Consider the following 25,062-nt stretch of genomic DNA (forward strand, 5'->3'; position numbering starts at 1 on the left):
CCCAATAAATCACCATTTTTTGAGGCTTTTTCATGATAATTTTCGTATTCTTGTTGCATAAAAAAACAAAAAATTTCTACAATGAGAACATTTCTTAGTTCGTTGCTGTTTCTATTTTGCATTACAACCGTTTTCAGCCAAAAAATTACCATTAAATCCAGTACCCATCCTGAAGGAATTGAAGGTATTATTCTTATTGACAAAAATGGGAATATGACTGGAAAAACCGATATCAACGGAGAAGTAACCCTTCCCGAACAAGCCGACGAATTCTATATTCTGAATCATCCAACACTTGATAACGACACCCTTTTCACAAACAAAATCACAGATAATGCCTATTTCGTCAAAGAAGTCAGAGTTTTAAAGATTCCTGAGATAGCGATTACTCCTACTAAAAAAGATTACACCGTTGTAAGAGGATATTTCAATGCTTATGTTACTAACAATGGAGTTTTCAACATTTTTGCTGATGGAATTATTGAGTATGCGTTTGATAACGATACTAATAAGCTAAAAGAAACAACAGTTTTGGAATATCGCACTTTTATTTTAGAAAATCAAACAGAAGATCGCAAACAGGTTTCCAGTATTGTTTTTGACAACACACTGAAACTACCGGATCTTAGCCCTTTAAAAAAATTGGAAGAAAACACCTATTTTAAAAAAGTCATCAACAAAGAATTGGGTGAAGTGAGTTTCGATTATTCGGAAAAGTTACTCGAAAATAAGGAATTCAAAATTTTTGGATATGTTTTCACCAATGTCGCATACAAAAGTTCTCTCAAATTTGCAGGAGAAAAGATTAGCCCAAAACGATTACTTAGTAAGACAGATTATAATAGCATCGAAATCAAACATAAAACCGAAAGTAGTTTTGCAATAGTTAACGGTATCTCCAACTTCTACCCTCAAGAGGTTTTCAATAAAAATAAAAACGAGCTCGAAAAAGGAGTAAAATTCGATAGAACAAAAAGCCAATTCAAAACCGAATTTTGGAAGGATGAAAACTCCAACACCATGTTTGAATTTTTATCACAAAGATTCAAAGAAGATTTCAAATTGCAAAAGTAAATACAGCGGAAACCAATGGTTTCCGTTTTTTTTGTCCTTCAACGAATCGTGTCTCTTCAAAGATGATTTCTTTCTTATAAATTCCGTATTTTTGCAAGTCTTAATTTTATCATGGCTACAGCAAAAGAAATCGACATCAAGAAGGAAATTTTTGTCAAAAACGCACACCTCAACAACCTGAAAAACATCGACGTACTGATACCCAAAAACAAATTGGTGGTCATTACAGGAGTTTCGGGTTCGGGGAAGTCATCTTTGGCGTTTGATACCATTTACGCCGAAGGACAAAGGCGTTATGTGGAAAGTTTGAGCTCTTATGCGCGCCAATTTTTAGGTAAATTAGAAAAACCAAAAATCGACGATATCAAAGGACTTGCTCCTTCTATTGCGATTCAGCAGAAAGTAATTTCCAGCAATCCACGTTCGACCGTGGGTACTTCTACGGAAATCTACGATTACATGAAACTTCTTTTTGCTCGAATTGGGAAGACCTTCTCTCCTATTTCTGGCAACGAGGTCAAAAAAGATTCGGTTTCGGATGTTATTGATTTTATCAAAAATTCTAAGAGTGAAACTTTTCTTTTAAGAGCTCCTCTAAGCTATGAAATTAAAACATTTAACGAAACTCTAAACACTTTAAAAGTTTCTGGTTTTACCCGATTAGAAGTTAACGGTAACCTTGCAGGAATCGAAGATTTGGAAAGCTTCGGTTTCGTTCCAGAGAAAGGGATGGATATCCAATTGATGATTGACCGTTTTTCTTATGAAGAGGACGAAAATTTTCTTCAAAGATTGGCTGATTCCGTTCAGATGGCGTTCTACGAAGGTCATGGCTACTGTTCTTTGAAAAATATTGACAAAGGTAATATTCAAGAATTCTCCAACAAATTCGAACTCGATGGAATTGAATTTTTGGAACCTAATGTTCACTTTTTTAGCTTTAATAATCCTTACGGCGCTTGCCCAACTTGTGAAGGTTACGGAAAGGTGATTGGTATCGATGAAGATTTGGTGATTCCCAACAAGCGACTTTCGGTTTTCGAAGAAGCGGTTGCGCCTTGGAAAGGAGAATCCATGAGCGAATGGAGGAAAGAATTTATTAAAAAAGCGAAAGACTTCCCTATTCATAAACCTTACTTCGAACTTACGAAAGAGCAAAGACAATTTCTTTGGAAAGGAGACCAATCCAAAAGCTTCCCTGGAATTGACAATTTCTTCCGAATGTTGGAGGAAAATCTTTATAAAATCCAGTACCGAGTGATGCTTTCTCGTTATCGAGGAAAAACGCTTTGTCCCGACTGCGAAGGACTTCGACTTCGACCAGAAACCGAATATGTCAAAATCGATGGTCATAACATTCAATCCATGATTGAGTTGCCTTTGGATGAACTTTTACCTTTGATTCAGAATTTAAAACTTTCCGAATACGACCAAGAAGTTGCCAAAAGATTATTATATGAAATCACGACAAGATTAGACTTCTTACTGAAAGTTGGTCTTGGATATCTGACATTAAATAGAACCTCCAACACCCTTTCTGGAGGAGAATCGCAGAGAATTAATTTGGCAACCAGTTTGGGAAGTTCATTGGTAGGTTCTATCTACATTTTGGACGAACCGAGTATTGGATTGCACTCTCGAGATACCGAAAATCTGATTGAAGTTTTAAAAAACCTTCGTGATTTAGGAAACACTGTTATTGTTGTGGAGCATGACGAAGACGTGATGAGAGCGGCAGATTACATTATTGACATTGGTCCGGAAGCAGGTTTTTTGGGTGGCGAATTGGTATTTGCAGGTAATTTTAAAGATTTGAAAGACGCCGATACTTTAACCTCCAAATATTTGACAGGTGAATTAGAAATCAAGGTTCCTTCGACGAGAAGAAAAGCCAAAGAATGGATCAACATCAAAGGCGCTCGACAAAATAATTTGAAAAATATCAACGTGGACATTCCGCTCGAAAATCTGGTCGTTATTTCTGGAGTTTCTGGAAGTGGGAAATCAACTTTGATGAAAGAAATTTTGACCAACGACCTCCAAATTCAGTTGGGAATGGGTGGTAAAAAAGGAGATTACGATTCCGTTGAATTTCCAAAAAAACTCATCAAAAACATGGAACTGATTGACCAAAATCCTATTGGAAAATCTTCCCGTTCTAATCCTGTGACTTATCTCAAGGCTTATGACGACATCCGAGACCTTTTTGCCAAGCAAAAACTTTCGAAAATGATGGGTTACAAAACCAAACATTTCTCCTTCAATGTAGATGGTGGTCGCTGCGACGAATGCAAAGGTGAAGGAGTAATAAGCGTTTCCATGCAATTTATGGCGGATATTGAACTCGAATGTGAAGTTTGCAAAGGAAAACGTTTCAAAAACGAAATTTTGGAAGTCAAATTTGATGACAAAAACATTTCCGACATTCTGCACATGACTGTTGATGAAGCCATCGCTTTTTTCCGAGATAATAAAGAAGAAAAAATCGTTACCAAAATAAAACCACTTCAAGATGTAGGTTTGGGTTATCTGCAATTAGGACAAAGCTCCTCTACCCTTTCTGGTGGTGAAGCGCAGCGTGTGAAGCTCGCTTCATTCTTAGTAAAAGGCGTTACGACAGAAAAATCCTTATTCATCTTTGATGAACCTTCAACAGGATTACATTTCCATGATATTAACAAATTATTGAAATCTCTTCAAGCTTTAATCGACTTAGGACATTCGGTGATTGTCATCGAACATCAACCCGACATTATCAAATCTGCAGATTGGATTATCGACATCGGTCCTGAAGCTGGAAAATATGGCGGAGAAGTTGTTTTCAGCGGAACTCCTGAAAATTTAATTAAAAATAAAAACTCGCATACAGCGAGATTTTTGGAAGAAAAATTAAAATGAAAAACACAATATTCCAAGATATCAAAAAGGAATTAAATTATTTCCTTAGATACATCAAGTCACCATTTGAAAATTTTGATGAACAACTGAATTTCTACGACAAACAGAGGATTTTCACTATTCTACTTATAGCTCAACTGATCTTTACAACAGTGGTAGTAATTCCCATCAGTTATTTGGTAGATTCTATTCTTCCATTACATCCAAAAGAAATATTCTTCTCTTTGAATGTCTACTTCATGATTTTAGCAGCGGTGATTGCTGCTCCAATTATCGAGGAATTAATCTTCCGACTACCTTTGAAATGGAATCGAAATTTTCTTTTGTGGATTCTTAATGAATTCGTTCCTGGAAATAAAATTCACAATTTTTGGAACAGAAATTACAAATTCTTTTTCTATGCGTTTGCTATTGCCTTTGGTTACATGCATTTGACCAATTTTGAAAACGATTGGACATTTTTCTTCCTCGTTCTATCACCATTAATTGTAATGTCGCAATTGGTTGCAGGGTTTGTCTTTGGGTATATCAGAAATCGATTAGGCCTTATTTGGTCCATGCTTTTTCATGCTTTTTTTAACTTTTTTCTACTTATTACGCCATATCTCATCTATGACAACACCCAACTGGTAGAAATTAAGAACGAAAAAATGTCCTTCAATGTCACCTATTTACAGTTCGAAGAAATGGGCAGTAGCTACTATACAATCAGTGAAAAAGACGGTATAATTAATAATATCGAAGCTCGAAACATGAGTTTATCACACTTCACGAAAGTAGTTTTTGGTAAAAAATACTCTTCGAAAGAAGTTAATACAATGAATCTTGATTTTCAGTCTAAAGATGGAGTAACCAAAAAAGAATTGCTTGAAATCATGAAGTCGGAGCTAAAAATGGAAGCAGATTCCTTACCTTAAATTCTAAATTTTATTCCAAAAAAAATGCATTTGGCTTCGCTTAGTATTGCAAAGCCAAAATAGTGTATATGTGAATAAATCCGATCTTATTATAGAATGCTTTCGAAATAGAATTCTTTCAGAATTTTACTCGAACTGATGACATCTAAAAATGAAAAACCAATTTTCATCAATTTTATTGATATTTTTAATTTAAAAGTTAAATAATAATTGACTGTTTATATCAAAAGGAATACTAATTTTGTGCTTTTATTTTAGCAAAAGACGGGGCAAATTTTCCTCGAAGGCAACCATTAGTTAAAATCAAAAACTGAAAACAAAATGAAAACATTCTTAGCATTAATCTTTACGACAATCTCGATGATTGCGGTCGCACAAACAGGTTCTGTTAACATTAATGTGTATGATGAGTTTAGTAAAAATCCACTTAAAGCATCGGTCACCATCGTTTCCACCGAAGAAAAATTCGAAGGAGAGGGAAATGTGGCATTACCTAATATTGCGGTGGGCAACTACAACTTCAAAGTTAGCGCACAAGGATACGAAGATAGCTTCCTCAACGATATTAATGTTGTACCTAATCAAAATTTAACTTTATCCATTGGCCTTAACAAGGCTGCGCAAAATATTAACGAAGTTATCGTTAGCAAAAAAGTGTACAAAACAACCGCAGAAAGTCCTGTTTCCTTGCGAAATATTACAGCAGAAGAGATCCAAAAAAATGCTGGTTCTAACCGAGATGTTTCAAAAGCTATTTTGAGCTTTCCAGGTGTGGGAAGTACTGCAACCTTCCGAAATGACTTATTTATTAGAGGAGGAAGTCCCTCGGAAAACAGATTCTACATTGATGGCATCGAAGTTCCTATTATCAACCACTTCCAAACTCAGGGTTCTTCAGGTGGACCAAGAGGGATTATAACCGTCGATTTCATCAAAGATGTAGATTTCTACAGTAGTGCATTTCCTGCAAAACGAAATAGTGCATTATCGTCTTTATTCGAATTTAATTTAAAACAAGCGAGAAAGGATAAATTAGGTTACAAAGTCAATTTGGGTGTGGGTGATATGCAAGTAATGGCCGATGGGCCCCTTTCTAAAGACCAGTCTTGGAGTGGATTATTATCAGTTAGAAAATCCAATTTGCAATTGCTTTTTAAGACTTTAGGATTACCTTTTCTACCAAGCTATTACGATACGACTTTCAAGGTTTCAAAGAAGTTCAAAAGCGGAGACGAATTGTATTTCATCGGTTTAGGAGCGATTGATAAGTTTAAATTAAATCTGGATGCAGAGAAAACCTTAAGTAATTTGACCATTTTGGACAGAGTTCCGACTTCGCCTCAATGGAATTACACTTTTGGAGCAGGCTATCGTCACTTGGCAAAAAATGGAAACTGGCTTTTCACTTTAAGTCGAAATATGTTTGATGTAGAGTCTGTCAAATATTACCGAAATATCGAAACTCCTGATAATCTTCTCTATAACTACCACTCTCAAGAATCTGAAAACAAAATTAGAGTGGATAGAAGTTTCAGAATCAATAAATTTTCGTTCATGGTTGGTGGAAACGGAAATTGGGCTAAATATTACAACAATTCCGTGGTGAAATCCGTAAGTCAAACCGCGATTAACAATGACGATTATTTGTCAGAACTCAATGTTTTACAATATGGCTTCTACGCACAATCTTCAACGAAGATTTTTGAAAACAGACTTCAAATTTCTGGTGGTATAAGGATTGATGGCAGTAACTATTCCAGCCGAACTAATAATCCATTTGAACAGTTTTCACCAAGATTTTCTTTAAGTTATAAATTGTCCGAAAACTGGTCAGCCAATTTCAATTCGGGCATTTATTATCAACTTCCTACTTATACGGCTTTAGGTTTCAAAGTCAACGATGTCTTTGTCAACCGAAGCACTTTAGAATACATCAAAAACGCACATTTTGTTACAGGTCTGGAATACAATGGAAAAGACAATTTGAGATTTACCGCAGAAGGATATTACAAAAAATACAAAAACTATCCGTTCTCCCTGAGAAACCAAATTTCTTTAGCCAATTTGGGAGCCAATTTTGGAAGTGTAGGAAACGAACCATTGGATTCAAGAGGATTTGGAGAAACTTATGGTTTCGAATTATTAGCTCAAAAAAGAACCATCAGTAATTTCTATGGAATTGCGGCGTATACTTTTGGATATTCAAAATTTAGTGATGCGACAGGAGACTTACTGCCTTCAAGTTGGGATTCGAGACATATTTTTACACTGACGGCAGGAAAATATTTTAAAAGAAATTGGAATATCGGAGCAAGATTTCGCATGCAATCTGGACTTCCAGAGACGCCTTATGATTTAACAAGAAGTGCTTTGATTTCCATTTGGAACATTCAGAACGGTCCTGTAACTGATAACACGCAACTCAACTCCCTTCGTGGAAATACCGTTCATCAATTAGACATTAGAGCTGAGAAAAAATGGGTTTTTAAAAAATGGCAATTGACCGCCTATATTGACTTTGTCAATGTTTATGGTTCCGAAAATCCAAGCAATTTACCTGTAGTCGATTTGCAGAGAGACAGTGACTATAATGGAATTATTGCTAATCCATCGGCTTCATATGACCAACAATACTACCTTTTACAAATGGGCGAAGAAGACAGTAGTACTCCACTTCCGTACTTTGGATTTATTTTTGAGTTTTAGAAAATTTATTTAAAATCGTTATACTCTTAACAAATCACACTTATCCACATTTTTTTGTGGATAACTTGTTAATTTTAACATTAAGTTCTTGTTTGAGTGAAAATTAATTGTATATTTGAATAGGTGATTTTTTTGAAATCATGAAAAAAAACCGCACATACCAAGTAAAATTAATTACTTAAATAAAATTTAAGGGAAGTCGCATCGACTTCCCTTTTTGTTGTTGTATAACTAAAAAAATGAGATGTTTTATCTACTGAATCCGCTTCTAAAGAGCGGATTCTTTCATCGAAAATTTCATCTCCTTTTGTTAAATTTTACTTCTTTAGACATTTTTCTAAAAATTGGTCTTGCTCCCAAAGCAAATGAAAGATATTCTCTTTGGCTGCATATCCGTGAGATTCTTTTGGAAGAATAACCATTCTGACATTTTTTGCTCCCAAATTCTTCAAAGCCTGGAAGTAACGCTCCGATTGCAAGGTGAAAGTACCCGGATTATTGTCTGCTTCACCATGAACTAATAACAAAGGTTTTTTCATTTCGTTAGCGTTCATAAATGGTGACATGGTATTGTACAATTCTGGAACATCCCAATAATTCCTTTGCTCACTTTGGAATCCAAAAGGAGTCAACGTTCTATTGTAAGCCCCACTTCTTGCAATTCCACAAGCAAAATCATTAGAATGCGTCAATAAATTGGCTGTCATAAATGCACCATAAGAATGTCCTCCAACAGCAACTTTATTTCTGTCAATATATCCTAATTGATCCACTGCATCAATCGCCGCTTTTCCGTCTGCGACCAATTGCTGAATAAAAGTATCATTAGGCTCGGTCTTTCCTTCCCCGATAATTGGGAAACTCGCATCATCCAAGACTGCATATCCTTTGGTTACCCAATACACAAAAGACCCATAATACGGAAATGTAAATTCGTTAGGATTCTTGGTATTTTGTCCAGCTGTTGCTTTGTCTTTGTACTCCTCTGGATAAGCCCAAACCAAAAGCGGAAGTTTTGGTTTTTTAGCAAAATCATAATTTGCGGGAAGATAAAGCGTTCCTTGTAGTTCTACCCCATCATTTCGCTTATACTTGATTACTTCTTTATGAACATCTTTGATACTCTCAAAAGGGTTTTTAAAGTTAGTTAACTCCTCTGCCTTATTATTTTTGATGTTTCTTAAATAATAATTAGGGAACTTATTTTTGGATTCCATTGACACCAAAATATTGCCTTTTTTACCATCAATAATATCAATAATACTCTCTTTAGCATCCGTCAGTTTGGAAGTATAAAGTCTTTTCTTGTTAAGAGTCGTAAAATCAAATTCGTCTACAAACGGAAACTGTCCATCCTTGGTAAAACCTTCTCCTTGCATGTAAGCTTTGCCATTTTGGATATCGATAACTTCCCTGCCATATTGATTTCTTGAAGTATGAAAACTTCCCGGATCACTGTATTTATCCTGAAAATTACGGTCCGAAATTTCTTTTGACACTTTAGTAGTTGGATTCAAAAGATAGGTTTTGGTAGACCTTGTATCGTACCAACTATCATAGACTACTGCAATTTGGTCGTTCCCAAAATCAATTCCGTTATAACGCTGTTTGGTTTTAATCAAAGACTCAGGCGCATTATTAAATGGCGCGTCCCAAGTAAACACTTCATCTCGAAGTTCAGCTGCTTTTGTCGCATCACCACCATCTAAAGCTTCGACAAAATAGAGACTCGAAGGCTTATCCGCTCTCCAATTCATACTTCTTTTTCCTTTTCGTGTAGAAGAAAATCCTTTCGGTTGAACTTCATTAAGTGAAATATCATTTACTTTTTTCACCAAAACACCTTTAATATCATAGACTTCGGTAATCATCGGAAATCTACTCAACGGAACGATATAAGAAAATGGTTTCTGAATGGTAGTAATCATTACGTAATTTCCATCTGGTGAAATTGACGTTCCGGTGTAAATTCCTGCCGATCTATAAGCCGTCTCCTTTCCTTGCAAATCCACTTTTACAATCTCAGAAGTCGTTAAAGTTTCAAAGTTTTTCTCGTCAGTTGGATTTTTTAATAAGTCTTGATAAGTCCTATTCTGAGACACATTACCATCCGAAACAGAAACTGTTGGTCCTGTTGGAAGATTTTTTTTGTCATCTAATAATTGAGGACGATTTGCAGGAAGCTTCATCACCAATAATTCGGAAGAATTTTTCATCCAATCAAATGGGCTTCCCATATTGGCATTAAGATTATCAGAGGTGATTTTACTTGCGGTAGCCGTTGCCAAATCCAAAATCCAAAGCTCAACACCCTTACTCGTGGTGTTCGTAAAAGCTAACTTCTTGTCGTCTGGTGAAAATCTTAAATTAGAAATTTTAGGATTCTGAGGTAATCCTTTCACTTGAACTTCGGTTTTATCCTTTAATTTTTTAATTTTTAAATTATTAGAATAAGTTACCGTACTCGAAATATTAGTTATTGGATTTACCCTTAAACCACCCAACCTCATCTCATCTTGACTAAGGTCTTCCAAAGTTTTATAAGTAGGTCGATAAGTAAAAACCATCCACTCACGGCTGTTGTTCATGATGACAGATGGTGCTCTTTCGAAATCTGCTAATTGAAGTATTTCTTGTGAAGGCTTTTGATAATCGATTTTTTCCTGAGCAAAAGTATTGAGCGAAAACGCTAAAAGAAATAAAGAAGTCTTAATAATTCTCATAAAACAATAGTAGTTTCAATATTATGTTAAATTAGCTGTAAATATAAAATTAGTTTCTAAAACTGCAATCCACCAAATGGTCATTCACCATCCCCGTCGCTTGCATGTGAGCATAGACCACAGTCGAACCCAAAAACTTGAATCCTCTTTTCTTAAGGTCTTTGGCTAATGCATCACTAATTTCTGTTGTCGCACGGATATCGCTTAATTGTTGATGGTGATTAATTAAGGGTTCTCCCCCAACAAATCCCCAAATATATTTGGAAAAACTCCCAAACTCTTTCTGTACTTCCATAAATTTTTGCGCATTGCTGATGGTCGCCAAAACTTTAAGTCTATTTCTAATAATCCCCTCATTCTGCATTAATTCTTCAACTTTTTTGTCAGAATATTTAGCAATCTTTTTGTAATCATAATGATCAAAAGCCTTCTCGAAATTCTCTCTTTTTTTCAGAATCGTGTACCAACTCAGTCCTGCTTGAAAGCTTTCGAGAACCAAAAACTCAAAAATAGTTTCGTCATCATACACTGGCTTTCCCCATTCGGTATCATGATAATTGCGGTACAAATCATCTTTCTCGCACCAACCACACCTCTTTTTATCCATTTGTTTTCAATTTTATAAAAATCAAATTTAATGAATCGGTTCTTAAAAAATATCACGTTTTCAAAAAACATATTCCTAATATAAATGTCATTGATAAAATCTTTATAAAAACTTCAAAAGTCAGCATTGACCGTTGTTCAACAAAGTATAACTTCAATTTTTAAAAATTGAAATGAAATTTCCGTAGAAAAAAATTGCTTTTTTATTATAAATCAGTAACTTTGATAGACTAACCATTAAAAATTTTTAATCATGAACGAATTTCAAAAAACAGTAGAGAAAATCAAACTTCAAATTGCGCTTGCAAAAACAAAACATGACATCAAAGAAGGAATTCAAGATGCAAAACATGACATTGAAAAAGGCATCAAAGACGCAAAAGAAACTATTGAAAATCTTCAGGCAAGTGCTCAAGCATACATTAACCAGCAGAAAGCAGCCTCTGAAACCGCAAATCAGGAAGATTGGATGACCACCCTCAAAAACGACCTTCAGGATGGATGGAGTGAGATTTCTGACACTGCAAAAGACGCTTGGCAACAAGTCATGGGCAAAAACCAAAAAGCATGACAAATGATTATTTGCCATTAGACTTACAACCAATTTAATAACAAGGAGTCCTATTTTTTGGACTCCTTTATTTCTTTGGAAAATAAAAATGCTTACTTTTGTTTAAAATAACAGAAAATTATGTCATACGGATTACTCAAAGGAAAAAAAGGAATCATATTCGGAGCACTCAATAATCAATCCATTGCGTGGAAAGTGGCAGAGAAGTGTCATGAAGAAGGCGCAGAATTTATATTATCCAATGCACCCATCGCTATGAGAATGGGCGAACTTAATGAACTTGCAGAAAAAACAGGTTCTGAAGTAATTGGAGCAGATGCTACATCTGTGGAAGATTTGGAAAAACTTTTTGATGCTGCGATAGTAAAATTCGGAAAAATCGATTTCATCCTTCACTCTATCGGGATGTCTATTAACGTAAGAAAAGGCATTCATTATACCGAAATGAATTACAGTTTCTTAGAAAAAGGATGGGATGTTTCGGCGGTATCTTTCCATAAAGTAATGAGAGTGGCTTGGGAAAAAGAATGTATGAATGAGTGGGGTTCTATCTTGGCGCTTTCTTATATTGCTGCACAAAGAACTTTCCCTGATTATAACGACATGGCTGATAACAAATCTTATTTAGAAAGTATCGCAAGAACTTTTGGTTATTATTGGGGAGAAAAGAGCAAAGTACGTGTTAACACCATTTCTCAATCACCAACGATGACTACAGCTGGAAGTGGTGTTAAAGGTTTTGGAGGTTTCTTTGGATATGCACAAGATATGTCTCCACTTGGTAATGCCAGTGCAGAAGAGTGCGCTAATTATTGTGTTGCCATGTTCAGTGATCTGACCAAGATGGTAACAATGCAAAACCTTTTCCATGATGGAGGTTTCAGCAATACAGGAGTCTCCCAAAAAGTGATGGAGAAGTACGATATGTAAAATAATCATCTATACAAGATATTAATCCGGTCAAAATTGACCGGATTTTTTGTTTTCAGAATTTTGATGTTAAAAATTATAAGAAATAGGAAAAACACGGTATACTTTTCAATGAATACCCTCAAAATATTAACATTATTAAGTTGAATCTTTGCATCAGAAAAATAATTCAACAAAAAAAATCAAAAATTATGAAAACAAAAATCTTCACTTCAGTTCTTGCACGAGTACTCATGTTAGCCGTACTTACTTTTATGACCATCACATCTTGTAAGAATGACGATGACGAGACACCTGCAATTGTATATCCAGACCAAAATCCATTGGAAGGATATCTTTCTTCAACAGGATTTAATCAGACCAATGTACCTACTATTAATGGTGGAAATTATGAATTCGGTATAGAATTTTCCCCTAACGTAAAAGGAAAAATAAAAGCCATCACTGCAAAACTACCAGAAATTAATAACAATCTGAAAGTTACTATCTGGGACGCCACAAACAAAACCGTCTTAAGAACAGAAATCATCAATGTCTCAAGTGTTAATACAATAATAACAGCTACGATTTCGGATTTAGCCTTGGAAAAAGATAAAAAGTATGCGATAACTATGAATAGCAACGATTGGTATCAAAGAAGCAAAACAGATATGAGTTCAACAACTTATCCTGTAACTTCTGGCAATATAAGCATAAATCGTTATGGTTACGCAACAGGTTCAACTCAAACGTATCCAACCTCATTCTCAACTTCCTATTATGCAGGAGATGTAAGCTTCGTCTTCCAGCAAACAGAATAAAGCCATAAGACTATAACCATTAAAAGAAGGAACATATCAGGCGATATGTTCCTTTTTCATTGAAATTGGTTTCAAGTTTTTTTTCTCAAATTTCTCAAAAATCTTATATTAGCAAAAACCATTTTTATGTCTTATTATCCGCTGACCAGCATCCCTGATTACTTTGGCATTGACCAATTATTAACCGAAGAACACAAGTTAATACGTCAATCTGTTAGAGATTGGGTGGAGAGTTTTGTAATGCCAAGAATTGATGACGCTGCTCAACATCACACAGATTTACCCAACTTAATGAAGGAATTGGGTAATATTGGAGCACTCGGACCTTATATTCCGGAAGAATATGGTGGCGCAGGTTTGGACCAGATTTCTTACGGACTCATTATGCAAGAATTAGAAAGAGGTGATTCTGCAGTTCGTTCTGCAGCTTCTGTACAAAGCTCTTTGGTGATGTTTCCTATTAATGAATATGGTTCGGAGGAACAAAAAAGAAAATTTTTACCAAGATTGGCGGCTGGAGAATTGATTGGAAGCTTTGGATTGACTGAACCTAATCATGGCTCTGACCCAGGTTCGATGGAGACTCATTATCAAGACAAAGGTGACCATTATCTTTTGAATGGTGCCAAAATGTGGATTACCAATGCACCAGTATGCGATATCGCTGTCGTTTGGGCAAAAGGTGAAGACGGAAAAGTAAGAGGACTAATCGTTGAAAGAGGAATGGAGGGTTTTACAACACCAGAAACCCATAACAAATGGTCGCTTCGTGCCTCAAAAACCGGCGAATTGGTTTTTGCAAATGTCAAGATTCCTAAAGAAAATATGCTTCCAAAAGTGGAAGGACTCAAAGGACCACTTTCTTGCCTTAATTCAGCGAGATACGGAATTTCCTGGGGTGTTATTGGAGCTGCTATTGATTGTTATTGTACTGCTTTGCAATATTCAAAAGAAAGAAAACAATTCGGGAAACCTATTGCTTCTTTCCAGCTTCAGCAGAAAAAATTAGCAGAATTCGTAACAGAAATCACCAAAGCGCAATTGCTTTGTCTCCAATTAGGAAATCTCAAAAACGACCACAAAGCTACTCCTGCTCAAATTTCGATGGCGAAAAGAAATAACGTTAAGATGGCGATTGACATTGCAAGAGAAAGTCGCCAAATATTAGGCGGAATGGGAATCATGGGAGAATTCCCAATGATGCGTCATGCAGCGAATTTGGAATCGGTCATAACCTACGAAGGGACTCACGATGTTCACCTATTAATTACCGGATTAGACATTACGGGAATTAATGCGTTCTCGTAGAATGTAGGAAAAGATGAAAAAAATTCTATTCTTAATGTCACTGCTTTTTCTCCATTTTACTTTTGCACAAAAAATAATTGTAAACGGAAAAGAATCCAATAGTAAGTTATCATGGGATGATTATACTGGAAAAGTGGATGAAAAAAGCAATTTTGATTCTGGCACTTACTACAAATATCATTATGATTACCAAATAAAAAAGGCTGGAAGAAAAAATATTGTCGTATATCAAATGAACATCATTCTATCTTTAGATGAAGAAAAATCTTGGATAAAAATGACTAAAGCCACAGATGAATTACTTTCTCATGAACAAGGACATTTTAATCTTGGCATTTTAGAAGTTCGTGAAATAGAGAAGATGATTTTAAATAAAAAGTTTGATAAAAAAACTTACCAGTCAGACATTAAGAATATTATCGACCAAATTGATTACAAATACAAAAAGGAAAACGAGCGCTACGATAAAGAAACAGAACATTATGTAAATAAGAAAGCTCAAGAAGAATGGATTTTATTCTTCAAGAAACAACTTCCAGATCTTTACCACTAAACATAAAGAGGAAAAATCAATTGAACGAAGTCTTCACGGTTTCCAAAAACGGAATCTCAGGATTGAGGATTTCAAGGATAATATTTTTGACAGAAACCATCGCATCATCAAGATCTCCCTTGATAAACTCTAACGGAATCACTCCCTCATTGACAGCTCTAAAACTCCAAATCCCTGGTTGAACATTTCTACCAGAAAATTCGGGTAATTGCCCCAATACATATTGATAAATGCACAATTGGATAATTTGGTCCTTCTCCTTACTCATCAGATAATCTTCACGATTTTCCTCAGTGATGGACAATCCTAATTTTTTGCTCTTCCCTGACTTGTAATCAATCACCCTAATTTCACCATTCAACTCGTCGATTCTATCGATATATCCATAAAAAGATATAGAATCCTCCTTCTCATCATCTAAGTAAAAACGAATTTCTTCAAACTTGCGCTCTAATGCGATAATCCGAAGTTGATTGCCACTGTTCACCAACTGCAAATCATAGTTGACCACATTTTCAATCACCTTTTTAGCAATCGATTTCTGGATATAATTGATTCCATTTTGGTAATATTCTGGTTGGTGTTCGAGCTGTTTAATACTTTGATTCAGGACTTCCTCTACATTATTTAGGGCTTCATTCAAAAGCTTTTCAGTCACAAACTGTCCAACAAAATTTTCGTAAATAATCTGAAGTGAGTAATGCACTAAGTTACCAAAGTTCTTATTCGACAACTCTTCTTCAATCTCAATGGCTTCTCCTGTATTCAGAATTTTATTAAAATAAAACTGAACTGGGTCATGAAGGTAAGAAGTAAGATGTGTCGCCGAAACACGACTTTTCCATCTTTCTAATTGTAAAAATACCGCTTCCGTTTTTTCAACTTCCATCAATTTTTCGACAACAGGCTCTGATGAATTTTCAATAATTCGATGATGAATTTCGTGCGGACTTTCTAACTCCAATTGCGTAATAAAACGGCTTTTTTCACCAGAACTCATCCCCGAACTTACGCCATTATACAACAAATGAACATTCTCTGAATCTTGTAGCAATCGGTAAAAATGATAAGCATAGATTCCATCATTTTCCAAATAAGTATGAAGTCCAAAATTTCGTCTTACATCAAATGGAAGAAAAGTGTTTTGAGAATTACCTAAAGGCAATTTCCCCTCGTTAACAGAGAGTAAAATAATATTTTTAAAATTCAACAATCTGGTTTCCAACAATCCCATCACTTGTAATCCTTGCAACGGTTCGCCTTGAAAATCAATTGTTTCCGTATTAATATAATGTTGAATTAGCTGCTCCAAAGTCTCCATAGTGATTGGAAAACTATAGGGCGAAATTTGATTTCTAATCAGTTTGAATACTTTTTCGAAATGCGAAACATTCTCAAATAGAACATCATCCAACTCTCTGAACTTCAGTTCAAAGCAGTACTTCTGCAATCCTTCTAAAAATTCAATTGGAGTTTTTGCTTTTACTAAAAGCGGAAAAACAGATAGTTCGTTAAGATATTCGGTCAAAAATTTCGTCGAAAGATAGACCATATTGTGCTTCTCGATCTTAGAAATAAAAGCATCTATTTTCGACTTTTCCTCCACATTAACAGGAACTTCCTCCAAGATTGAAGTCACATCACTGTAATAGTAGGAACCGGATTTCTTTTCCAAATTTTTCTGCAAATGAAACAAATGCTTCATTGCGATACTAAAACTGAGATTCTTCAACGGAAATCCCATCGTAATATTGAGATGTTCTACGATCTGAAGCGAGTCCAAAGTCGCTGGCAAAAGGTTCTCGTCTAAAAGTACAACGGCTGTATCCGAAAAATCGGCACTTTCTCCATCCGAAAATTGCTCCAAAATTTCAGGTAGCAACTTGGTTTGTGCCACTGTCCCCGAAACTTCATAGACTTGTATATTTTTTGATTTTTCAAAATCCTTCTCAATCCACTGAAACTCTCTGCTATCATTGAATTCTTTCCACTTAATATTCTGCCTTATAAATTGTCCAGCCTCTTGCCTTTCATCATCAATATAATATTGATCTGCCTGAAAAAATATTCTTGCTTTGTCCCATTCAAAAAGAGATTTCACCAGTTTTTCTTCAATAGGAGTTAACGCATTGAATCCACAAAAGATGTATCGCTTGGATGTACTTTCGACAAAACTTTTTAATTTTTCTCTTGCTGATTGGTGAACCATTCCGGAAGTTGCCCATTCCTTCTTCTCCAATTCTTTTCTTAAAATCGGTAAAAAGGAGGACATATTACGCCAAAAATTCAAGAATTTTTTGTGTGCCGAATTTTCTTCATCATCAAGCCTTTGAGACCAGTTTTTGATGCGCTCTTCATCATGCATGTATTGCAAAATAGCAGTATCATTTTCAGAAAATTTCAGCATGTCGTCCCAATCTTTGGAAAACGTAGGAAACCATTTAAGAAAACCTGCGAAATCTTCCTGTGGTTGCAGACCAAGTTTTTGATAAACTTCATAAGCAAACAACCAATAAGAAACTCCTGATATCTCTTGTTTTTCAGAAATTTCGCCTATCAATTCTTCAATAGTAAAAAACTGAGGAAGAAACCCCGAATATTGCTTTTCCTCCAGAATTCTCTTAAAAAAAACCAAAGGTCTTTTACCCGGTAATACCACAGAAAACTTTGATAAATCAGCATTTTCTGCAAGAAGTTCTTCGGCGATGTTTTGTAAAAATTTCAAGAAATGGATTTAAAAAATTTAAAATTTGAGTTTCAAAAAAGTGAAAAATAGTCCTTAACAATACTTCTCAATAAGCTTCACCACTCAAAGTGACAACGACTAATCTAGGACAAAACTGACTCTATTCAACAACAATGGTTTTGGTAATGACCGTAGAATTATCTTTCCAGAAATTGAACGTATAAGTCCCTACTTCTCTTGGCTGAAAATTAAATTGGTCCATTTCTGTATGAGTAGCCTGAGTACAATTTCCGTTATGGGTGTAAGAATAAGCTGTTACATTTCTTGTAAAGCCATCCCTTTGATAATCGTATCCATAAAAATTCTGACATCCGCTTCCATAGGTAGAATAAGTCCTAATACTTTGCACCGAATAAACGTCCATCGTATCATTAACCAAAGTAACACTATCAATGGCAATTTTGTCCACAGAAACAATTTCTACGTAATTGTCTCTATCATCATCCTCGCATTGCACCGACAAAGCAAGCAATGCAAAAGCACCTATTAAAAATAAAAACTTTTTCATGGTATGTTGTTTTCTGTTATTAAAAACTAAAGATACTAAAAATTAAAAAGTTAGGGCTATTGGAAATTTCCTTTAGAAATATAGACCACCTTTTTGGTATCAAAGAACTCTTCTTCGAATTCCTTATTCAAAGGAAAAATTTCACATCTCAATCCAGCCAACTCTTCCGCCAAATCACCGCCCTTGAGATAAAGAACTCCATTGTGTTTTGGATTAATTTGCTCCTTCAAAAACTTTCCTCTTAACCATCTCAAAAACTCTGGCATACTCGTCACAGCGCGGCTTACAACGAAATGAAATTGGTCTTTGACCTTCTCTGCTCTTCCATGTATTGCTGTAACATTAGTCAAGCCCAATTCTTCAGCAACTGCTTCTACGACTTTAATTTTTTTTCCAATAGAATCAACGAGCGTAAATTGAGTTTCGGGAAACATTATTGCCAACGGAATCCCTGGAAAACCACCTCCTGTCCCAATATCCAAGACTTTGCTTCCTGGAGAAAAACTCATCACCCTTGCAATTCCTAAAGAATGCAACACGTGTTTCTCGTACAAAAATTCCGTGTCTTTTCTGGAAATCACATTAATTTTTTCGTTCCATTCCAAGTAAACATTCTCTAATTCAGAGAACTGATTCAATTGATTTTCAGTTAACTCCGGAAAATACTTAGTGATTAATTCTACGCCCATAATCTAATTCTAAACACAAAAGTAAATTTCTTATGACGGAATTCAAAACAAAACTCTCGAAAAATTTTATATTTGTATTTCAAGCATTGAAGAATTATGAACAAACTTTCCGACCGAATTAACAGAATGGGATATTCACAAACATTTGTGATGTCTAACAAAGCAAGAGAACTCAAAGCTCAAGGAGTTGATGTTATTAGCCTTACTTTAGGCGAACCCGATTTCGATACTCCAGACAACATCAAAGTTGCTGCACATCAAGCTATAGATGAAAATTACAGTCACTACTCTCCTGTTCCGGGATTTTTGGAATTAAGACAAGCTATTTCCAAAAAACTGAAAAGAGACAACAATTTAGAGTACAAAGCAACCCAAATCTGCGTTTCTAACGGAGCCAAACAATCAATTCTCAATGTTTTGCTTTCAATTATTAATGAAGGAGACGAAGTTATTTTGCCCGTTCCGTATTGGGTAAGCTATGACGAAATGGTCAAAATGGTAGGTGGAAAATCAGTTTTTGTTCAGACGGGATTCGATACCGATTTCAAAATGACCGCAGAACAATTAGAAAGTGCGATTACTCCGAAAACCAAAGCTATTCTTTATAGTTCTCCATGTAATCCTTCAGGAAGTTTCTACACCAGAGATGAACTGAAAAAAATCGCTGATGTTGTTGTAAAATATCCCCACATCACAGTTATTTCGGACGAAATCTACGAGTACATCAATTATGAAGGAGGTCATGCTTCTATCGCTGAATTTCCTGAAGTATATGAGCAAGTTGCTATTATCAACGGGCTCTCCAAAGGTTATGCGATGACAGGTTGGAGAATGGGGTATTCTGCATGTCCTGAATGGTTGGCAAAAGCTTGTGACAAAATCCAAGGTCAAATGACCAGTGGACCTAATACGATTGCTCAAATTGCGTCTATCACCGCTTTGGAAACCGACCCTAAAGATTATCATTATATGATTGCAGAATTTCAAAAACGAAGAGATCTTGTTTTTGAACTAATGCAAGACATTCCGCACTTCAAAGTATCGAAACCTCAATCTGCGTTTTACTTTTTTCCTGATATTTCTCATTATTTAGGAAAGACACTTAAAGGTAGATTGATAGAAAATTCCGATGATTTCGCCATGTTTTTATTAGAGGAAGCTCATGTTGGATGTGTAGGCGGTAATTCTTTTGGTAGCCCAGAATGTATTAGATTTTCTTACGCTGCGTCAGAAGAAGACCTTCGAAAAGCGATGGACAGAATCAAAAATTGCCTACTTTCCATCTCAGAATAAAATAGTTATAATCTCAATTTTTCTAATAGATAATTTCTTTTGGCCCTTTTGAACCAATTGGTGTAATCTTTATACCTTTGCACTTTGAAAAGAAGAACTAAAAAAAATTATACAATTATGTCATTAGTCGGAAAATTATTCCCAGATGTTACCGTTGACGCGATGTCAGAAATGGGTGACAACTTAAGAATCAACGTATTAGAAGAAGCTACAAAAAATCAGCAAAAAGTACTATTATTTTGGTACCCGAAGGATTTTACATTCGTTTGTCCAACAGAATTGCACGCTTTTCAAGAGGCACTACCAGAATTTGAGAAAAGAAACACCAAAATCATCGCTGCATCTTGTGATACTAACGAAGTACACTTCGCTTGGTTAAACACTGCAAAAGATAATGGAGGAATCGAAGGAGTAACTTATCCAATCCTTGCTGATACACACAGACAATTAGCTAACATTTTAGGAATTGTTGACCAAGATTTCGAATATGATGAAGATGGTAACGAAATTTTCACTGGTTCTAACGTAACTTACAGAGCTACTTACCTTATTGACGAAACTGGAAAAATCTTCCACGAATCAGTAAACGATATGCCACTTGGAAGAAACGTTAAAGAATATATCCGTTTGGTTGACGCTTACACCCACGTTCAGAAACATGGTGAAGTTTGTCCAGCTAACTGGGAGGAAGGAAAAGATGCAATGAACGCTGACCTTAAGTCAACAGCTGCATATCTTGCTTCTCACTAATTAAGAGGGAAAACCTTAATCTATAAATTTGAGATTTGACCTTGGTTAAATCTCATTTTTTTAACCTAAAATCTAAAACAATGTACACAGAACTTACCGAAGATACCCTTCAAAATATTGTGAACGAAAACCCAATAGTAGTAGTACAATACGGCGCAACTTGGTGCGGAAATTGCCGAATCATGAAACCAAAATTCAAAAAATTGGCTTCTGAAAATGAAGAAATCCCTTTCTACTATGTTGATGCAGAAAAACTTCCTGAAAGTAGAAAATTAGCGAAAGTTGACAATTTACCAACCTTTGCCGTCTTCAAAAACGGAGCGTTGGTTAACCAAGTGCAAACGAATCAAGCAGAAAGCTTGAATCAACTTTTTGCGGAGAGCAAATAATTTAGTTTCATTTAAAATTATAAAAAGATGAAAATCCCAATTATAAGACAACTCTATCAAAATCAAACACCAGAAAACCTCGAAAAAACTTTAGAAGTTTTGGAAAGTTTCACAGAATTTCGCGGTGTGAGTGAAGAAGATATCAACGTTGCTGGAGAACTAATCACCAATATTTGTGGTGCTCTTGAAGTCCATGAAAGCGTAAAAAATGGTATGATAGAAAAAGATGCCCTAAATGCTTTTTCTAAAAAAGTACTGGGTTCTATTGACTTGTCTTAAGACATTGTCTACAACCAAAAAAACAAAACCTTTCCAAAAATATGGAAAGGTTTTTTTATTCAAAATAGAGTATCTTAATTTTCTAACAATTTAATGGTAATAAAGACGGCACTAACCAGATTGATGATGAGTACCAACCAGTAATTTTTATCCTTTTTAAAAAGTCGAAAGCAACTCAAAAGGAGCATTGTAAATACAAAAACGTACATTGGCACTGTTAAAAATGCAATCATCATATCGACAAATTCCGAATTTCTAATTTTTTCCGGCCAACCACTAAATGTGGACAAAAAAACAAAATAGAGTAAAGCGACTACACTTAACGCAACAAATATTTTATCAACTCTTCTCATATCAAATTCTATTATTGATTATTTTTTCTGAAATCTTCCAAGATGCAAGCATCATGGGATTAGTGAACTGAGAAGGAGCATCATAGAAAACCCTATAAATATAGCCCGCCATTGGTTCTTGCGCACGCAAGAGAAGTTGATTATTTTTCATGGTTAAAATTTTTAATAAATATAACTAAAAAAATAATGCAAAAAATCAACTCAATAGAAATTTACGTAGGGACTTAGGCCAAATTATCTAAAAAATTCATCTTATCCTTCGACGAACTTAGTCTGACACTTTCTATAAAATACACATACTATATTTATCAATCTTAACTTTTCCAAGACCAGAAAAAATCATAGAACCAAAGAATAACAGAATTTTATGCTTTTAAAAATGTTACAATTTAGATAACCTCCAAAAATCTCATGGTATCAATATGGTCTGCATACACATCAAGGGCTGGATTTTGTGCCTGACCAAAATTCTCAGAGGCTAGTCCCAATTCAGGTTTTGCGACGATGCACTGGATGTCTTTTTCGTTATTCGATAGAAAATCTTTAACTTCTTGAAGGTTTACATAACGGGAAAAGTTCAAAACAGACAAAGGCCCGAACAAAGATTCTTCCTCCTTCATCATCACAAAATTATTATCCCAAAAATTATCTTGGTTCAACAGATAGATAGCTTTGTGATAGTCATAATTATTGCAATAAGAATGATGATTAATCACATCTTGAAACCCCATAAAATTCTCGAATAACCTACTTAATTCAAAATTCTGAGGAATAAAAATTCGAGAAACATTGCGACAACCTAACCCAAAATATCTAAAAATATCTTCCGCTAACAATTGAATTTCTTCATCAGTTTCATCACCCTTGATTACGGCGACTGAAGTTCTGTTCTTACGGATAATACAGAGTTTATCTTTGAAATAATAATCCAAGTATTTCGCGGTATTATTACTTCCTGTTGCGATTACTGCGTCAAAGTCCACCAACCTTTCAACAAAATCATATTTGACCTCACCACCTGAAAACTCATTCCATTTTTCTAACAGAAATGGAATTAATTGTTTGTCTTTAGAAGACAATTTAATCAAAGGCAAATGACCACTCAAAATAACACAGAGTACGTCATGAAATCCAACCATAGGAATATTGCCGGCAAGAATTAACCCTACTCTTTTACCCGAATTAGAAAATCCGTAATGAGAAAGCCATTTCTCTATTTTTTCTTCAGTCAGTACATTTGACCATTGTGTAAGACAAAATCGGAGATTTTCTTGAGTAAACCAAGGATTCTCGATTTCGGATCTCTTTAATTTCTCGAAGAAAATCAAATCATTATTGTTATAATTTTCGGGATTTTTTTCAAAAAATCCCTGGATATAGTGACCCAATTTTGCAAGACTGATAATTAGTTTTTCGCGACCCATATTACGGTAAAATTGACAAATTTTTAGTAAATTTGCGCAAATTTAAAAAATAATTAGCAATGGCTATTGTAATAACTGACGAATGTATCAATTGTGGGGCTTGTGAGCCAGAATGTCCAAACAATGCGATTTACGAAGGAGCTGTCGATTGGAAAGCTTCCGATGGAACTTCCCTCAAAGGAATGGTAACTTTGAAATCAGGACTTACTACAGACGCAGATGCACCACAAGAACCTGTAAGCGATGATGTATACTACATTGTACCAGACAAATGTACAGAGTGCAAAGGTTTCCATGAGGAGCCTCAGTGTGCTGCAGTTTGTCCAGTTGATTGTTGTATCCCTGATGACAGCCACGTAGAATCGGAAGAATCGTTGTTAACAAAAAAAGCTTTCTTACATCAAGAATAGTTCTAAAAATTGTAATATCTTTCACCCCAAAATCATTTACCTTTTATGAAAAAGCATAACTTCAGCGCTGGACCGTGTATCTTACCACAAGAAGTATTTCAAAAATCAGCAGAAGCAATCCTAGATTTCAACGGTATTGGACTTTCGTTGTTAGAAATTTCTCACCGAAGCAAAGATTTTGTTCCGGTAATGGATGAAGCCAGAGCCATTGTCAAAAGATTATTGAACCTTAATGATGATTATGAAGTGCTTTATCTTGGAGGAGGTGCTAGTTTGCAATTTTTGATGGTTCCTTACAATTTATTAAAAATTGGAGGAAAAGCAGCTTACCTAGACACAGGAACTTGGGCTAGTGGCGCCATCAAAGAAGCTAAAAAATTAGGTCATGTTGATGTTGTTGGTTCATCCAAAGAACAAAACTATTCCTTTATTCCAAAAGATTATACCGTAGATAGTTCTTACGATTATTTCCACTGTACCTCTAACAATACCATCTACGGAACTCAAATGAAAGAATTCCCAGAAGTGGATACTTTGATGGTATGTGATATGAGTTCTGACATATTTTCGAGACAGTTGGATTTTTCCAAGTTTGACTTGATTTATGCAGGGGCGCAGAAAAATATGGGACCTGCGGGAACAACTTTAGTTGTGGTTAAAAAAGAAATTTTAGAAAAAACAGGAAGAGACATCCCTTCTTACTTGGATTATGCGTTGCACATCAAGAAGGAGTCAATGTTCAACACTCCGCCTGTATTCCCAGTATATGCTTCGTTGCTAACACTTCAACATTTAGAAAAAAATGGAGGAATTGCTGCAGCAGAAGAAAGAAATAATGCGAAAGCAAAATTGCTTTATGACGAAATCGATCGCAATCCATTATTTGAGACATTCTGTGTATTAGAAGATCGTTCTAACATGAATGTTTCCTTCAAATTATTAGACGAAAGCAAAAAAGAAGCTTTTGATAATGCTTGGAAAGCTGCTGGAATCAATGGACTTAATGGACACAGAAGTTTAGGAGGATATCGTGCAAGCTTGTATAACGCTCTTCCAATTGAAAGCGTACAAGTTCTTGTAGATGTAATGAAATCTATCTAGTCCTAAAAGATTTTTTAAGAAATAATTTAAATTA

The 25,062-nt window shown here is 35.2% G+C and carries 22 protein-coding genes; 15 read left to right on the forward strand and 7 right to left on the reverse strand.

Annotated elements, in window-relative coordinates; translation table 11 throughout:
- Positions 1–81: 81 nt before the first annotated feature.
- The 4 genes from AC4AGG_RS00575 to AC4AGG_RS00590 all read left to right on the forward strand — a co-directional run bounded on the left by AC4AGG_RS00575 (position 82) and on the right by AC4AGG_RS00590 (position 7,595).
- Positions 82–1,074 carry a hypothetical protein gene (locus AC4AGG_RS00575; protein ID WP_489770020.1) on the forward strand — a complete coding sequence of 331 codons (993 nt, stop codon included), beginning with the start codon at positions 82–84 and terminating at the stop codon, positions 1,072–1,074.
- A gap of 111 nt (positions 1,075–1,185) precedes the next feature.
- Positions 1,186–3,972, forward strand: coding sequence for an excinuclease ABC subunit UvrA (gene uvrA / locus AC4AGG_RS00580; RefSeq protein WP_489770021.1), 2,787 nt, complete (start codon positions 1,186–1,188; stop codon positions 3,970–3,972).
- Positions 3,969–4,889, forward strand: coding sequence for a CPBP family intramembrane glutamic endopeptidase (locus tag AC4AGG_RS00585; protein ID WP_489770022.1), 921 nt, complete (start codon positions 3,969–3,971; stop codon positions 4,887–4,889). Before uvrA ends, AC4AGG_RS00585 begins: the two co-directional genes overlap by 4 nt.
- A 321-nt stretch (positions 4,890–5,210) precedes the next feature.
- Complete coding sequence (locus tag AC4AGG_RS00590; protein WP_489770023.1) at positions 5,211–7,595, forward strand: TonB-dependent receptor; 2,385 nt, start codon at positions 5,211–5,213, stop codon at positions 7,593–7,595.
- Between the two features lie 317 nt (positions 7,596–7,912).
- On the opposite strand, the gene AC4AGG_RS00595 is transcribed toward AC4AGG_RS00590, so the two are convergent.
- Together AC4AGG_RS00595 and AC4AGG_RS00600 are read right to left on the reverse strand one after the other, a co-directional pair.
- On the reverse strand, positions 7,913–10,318 hold the full coding sequence (locus tag AC4AGG_RS00595) for a S9 family peptidase (protein ID WP_489770024.1): 2,406 nt from the start codon (positions 10,316–10,318) through the stop codon (positions 7,913–7,915).
- A gap of 49 nt (positions 10,319–10,367) precedes the next feature.
- Positions 10,368–10,925 carry a DNA-3-methyladenine glycosylase I gene (locus AC4AGG_RS00600; RefSeq protein ID WP_489770025.1) on the reverse strand — a complete coding sequence of 186 codons (558 nt, stop codon included), beginning with the start codon at positions 10,923–10,925 and terminating at the stop codon, positions 10,368–10,370.
- A 252-nt stretch (positions 10,926–11,177) separates the two neighbouring features.
- Between AC4AGG_RS00600 and AC4AGG_RS00605 the strand changes: the two genes are divergently transcribed.
- From AC4AGG_RS00605 to AC4AGG_RS00625, 5 genes are all read left to right on the forward strand, one after another.
- Positions 11,178–11,495: a hypothetical protein gene (locus AC4AGG_RS00605; protein WP_489770026.1), complete on the forward strand. Its 318-nt coding sequence runs from the start codon at positions 11,178–11,180 to the stop codon at positions 11,493–11,495.
- A gap of 120 nt (positions 11,496–11,615) precedes the next feature.
- Positions 11,616–12,425: an enoyl-ACP reductase FabI gene (locus AC4AGG_RS00610; RefSeq protein WP_489770027.1), complete on the forward strand. Its 810-nt coding sequence runs from the start codon at positions 11,616–11,618 to the stop codon at positions 12,423–12,425.
- Positions 12,426–12,616: 191 nt separating this feature from the next.
- Positions 12,617–13,225 carry a hypothetical protein gene (locus AC4AGG_RS00615; protein ID WP_489770028.1) on the forward strand — a complete coding sequence of 203 codons (609 nt, stop codon included), beginning with the start codon at positions 12,617–12,619 and terminating at the stop codon, positions 13,223–13,225.
- A gap of 126 nt (positions 13,226–13,351) precedes the next feature.
- The gene (locus AC4AGG_RS00620; protein ID WP_489770029.1) at positions 13,352–14,533 is read left to right on the forward strand and encodes an acyl-CoA dehydrogenase family protein; all 1,182 of its coding nucleotides are present in this window, start codon (positions 13,352–13,354) and stop codon (positions 14,531–14,533) included.
- Between the two features lie 13 nt (positions 14,534–14,546).
- Complete coding sequence (locus AC4AGG_RS00625) at positions 14,547–15,086, forward strand: DUF922 domain-containing protein (RefSeq protein WP_489770030.1); 540 nt, start codon at positions 14,547–14,549, stop codon at positions 15,084–15,086.
- Between the two features lie 16 nt (positions 15,087–15,102).
- Here AC4AGG_RS00625 and AC4AGG_RS00630 read toward each other — a convergent pair whose 3' ends face one another.
- The 3 genes from AC4AGG_RS00630 to rsmG all read right to left on the reverse strand — a co-directional run bounded on the left by AC4AGG_RS00630 (position 15,103) and on the right by rsmG (position 19,029).
- The gene (locus AC4AGG_RS00630) at positions 15,103–17,811 is read right to left on the reverse strand and encodes a PD-(D/E)XK nuclease family protein (RefSeq protein ID WP_489770031.1); all 2,709 of its coding nucleotides are present in this window, start codon (positions 17,809–17,811) and stop codon (positions 15,103–15,105) included.
- 121 nt (positions 17,812–17,932) lie between these two features.
- On the reverse strand, positions 17,933–18,340 hold the full coding sequence (locus tag AC4AGG_RS00635) for a hypothetical protein (protein ID WP_489770032.1): 408 nt from the start codon (positions 18,338–18,340) through the stop codon (positions 17,933–17,935).
- A gap of 56 nt (positions 18,341–18,396) precedes the next feature.
- A complete protein-coding gene (gene rsmG, locus AC4AGG_RS00640; protein WP_489770033.1) occupies positions 18,397–19,029 on the reverse strand; it encodes a 16S rRNA (guanine(527)-N(7))-methyltransferase RsmG in 633 nt (210 codons plus the stop codon).
- Positions 19,030–19,125: 96 nt separating this feature from the next.
- Here rsmG and AC4AGG_RS00645 point away from each other — a divergent pair, with 96 nt between their 5' ends.
- The 4 genes from AC4AGG_RS00645 (at position 19,126) to AC4AGG_RS00660 (ending at position 21,740) form a co-directional block, all read left to right on the forward strand.
- Complete coding sequence (locus tag AC4AGG_RS00645; RefSeq protein ID WP_489770034.1) at positions 19,126–20,322, forward strand: pyridoxal phosphate-dependent aminotransferase; 1,197 nt, start codon at positions 19,126–19,128, stop codon at positions 20,320–20,322.
- Between the two features lie 117 nt (positions 20,323–20,439).
- The gene (locus AC4AGG_RS00650) at positions 20,440–21,072 is read left to right on the forward strand and encodes a peroxiredoxin (protein ID WP_489770035.1); all 633 of its coding nucleotides are present in this window, start codon (positions 20,440–20,442) and stop codon (positions 21,070–21,072) included.
- Between the two features lie 80 nt (positions 21,073–21,152).
- A complete protein-coding gene (locus tag AC4AGG_RS00655) occupies positions 21,153–21,461 on the forward strand; it encodes a thioredoxin family protein (protein ID WP_489770036.1) in 309 nt (102 codons plus the stop codon).
- A gap of 27 nt (positions 21,462–21,488) precedes the next feature.
- The gene (locus AC4AGG_RS00660) at positions 21,489–21,740 is read left to right on the forward strand and encodes a DUF6952 family protein (protein WP_489770037.1); all 252 of its coding nucleotides are present in this window, start codon (positions 21,489–21,491) and stop codon (positions 21,738–21,740) included.
- A gap of 354 nt (positions 21,741–22,094) precedes the next feature.
- On the opposite strand, the gene AC4AGG_RS00665 is transcribed toward AC4AGG_RS00660, so the two are convergent.
- Entirely contained in the window at positions 22,095–22,244 is a 150-nt protein-coding gene (locus tag AC4AGG_RS00665) for a hypothetical protein (protein ID WP_489770038.1), read from the reverse strand.
- Positions 22,245–22,482: 238 nt separating this feature from the next.
- Positions 22,483–23,517, reverse strand: coding sequence for an acyl-CoA reductase (locus AC4AGG_RS00670; protein WP_489770039.1), 1,035 nt, complete (start codon positions 23,515–23,517; stop codon positions 22,483–22,485).
- A 59-nt stretch (positions 23,518–23,576) separates the two neighbouring features.
- Between AC4AGG_RS00670 and AC4AGG_RS00675 the strand changes: the two genes are divergently transcribed.
- A complete protein-coding gene (locus AC4AGG_RS00675) occupies positions 23,577–23,927 on the forward strand; it encodes a 4Fe-4S dicluster domain-containing protein (protein WP_489770040.1) in 351 nt (116 codons plus the stop codon).
- A gap of 45 nt (positions 23,928–23,972) precedes the next feature.
- Positions 23,973–25,028, forward strand: coding sequence for a 3-phosphoserine/phosphohydroxythreonine transaminase (serC, locus tag AC4AGG_RS00680; protein ID WP_489770041.1), 1,056 nt, complete (start codon positions 23,973–23,975; stop codon positions 25,026–25,028).
- Positions 25,029–25,062 lie beyond the last annotated feature (34 nt).

This window comes from Chryseobacterium sp. CG10_8, from assembly GCF_058117085.1.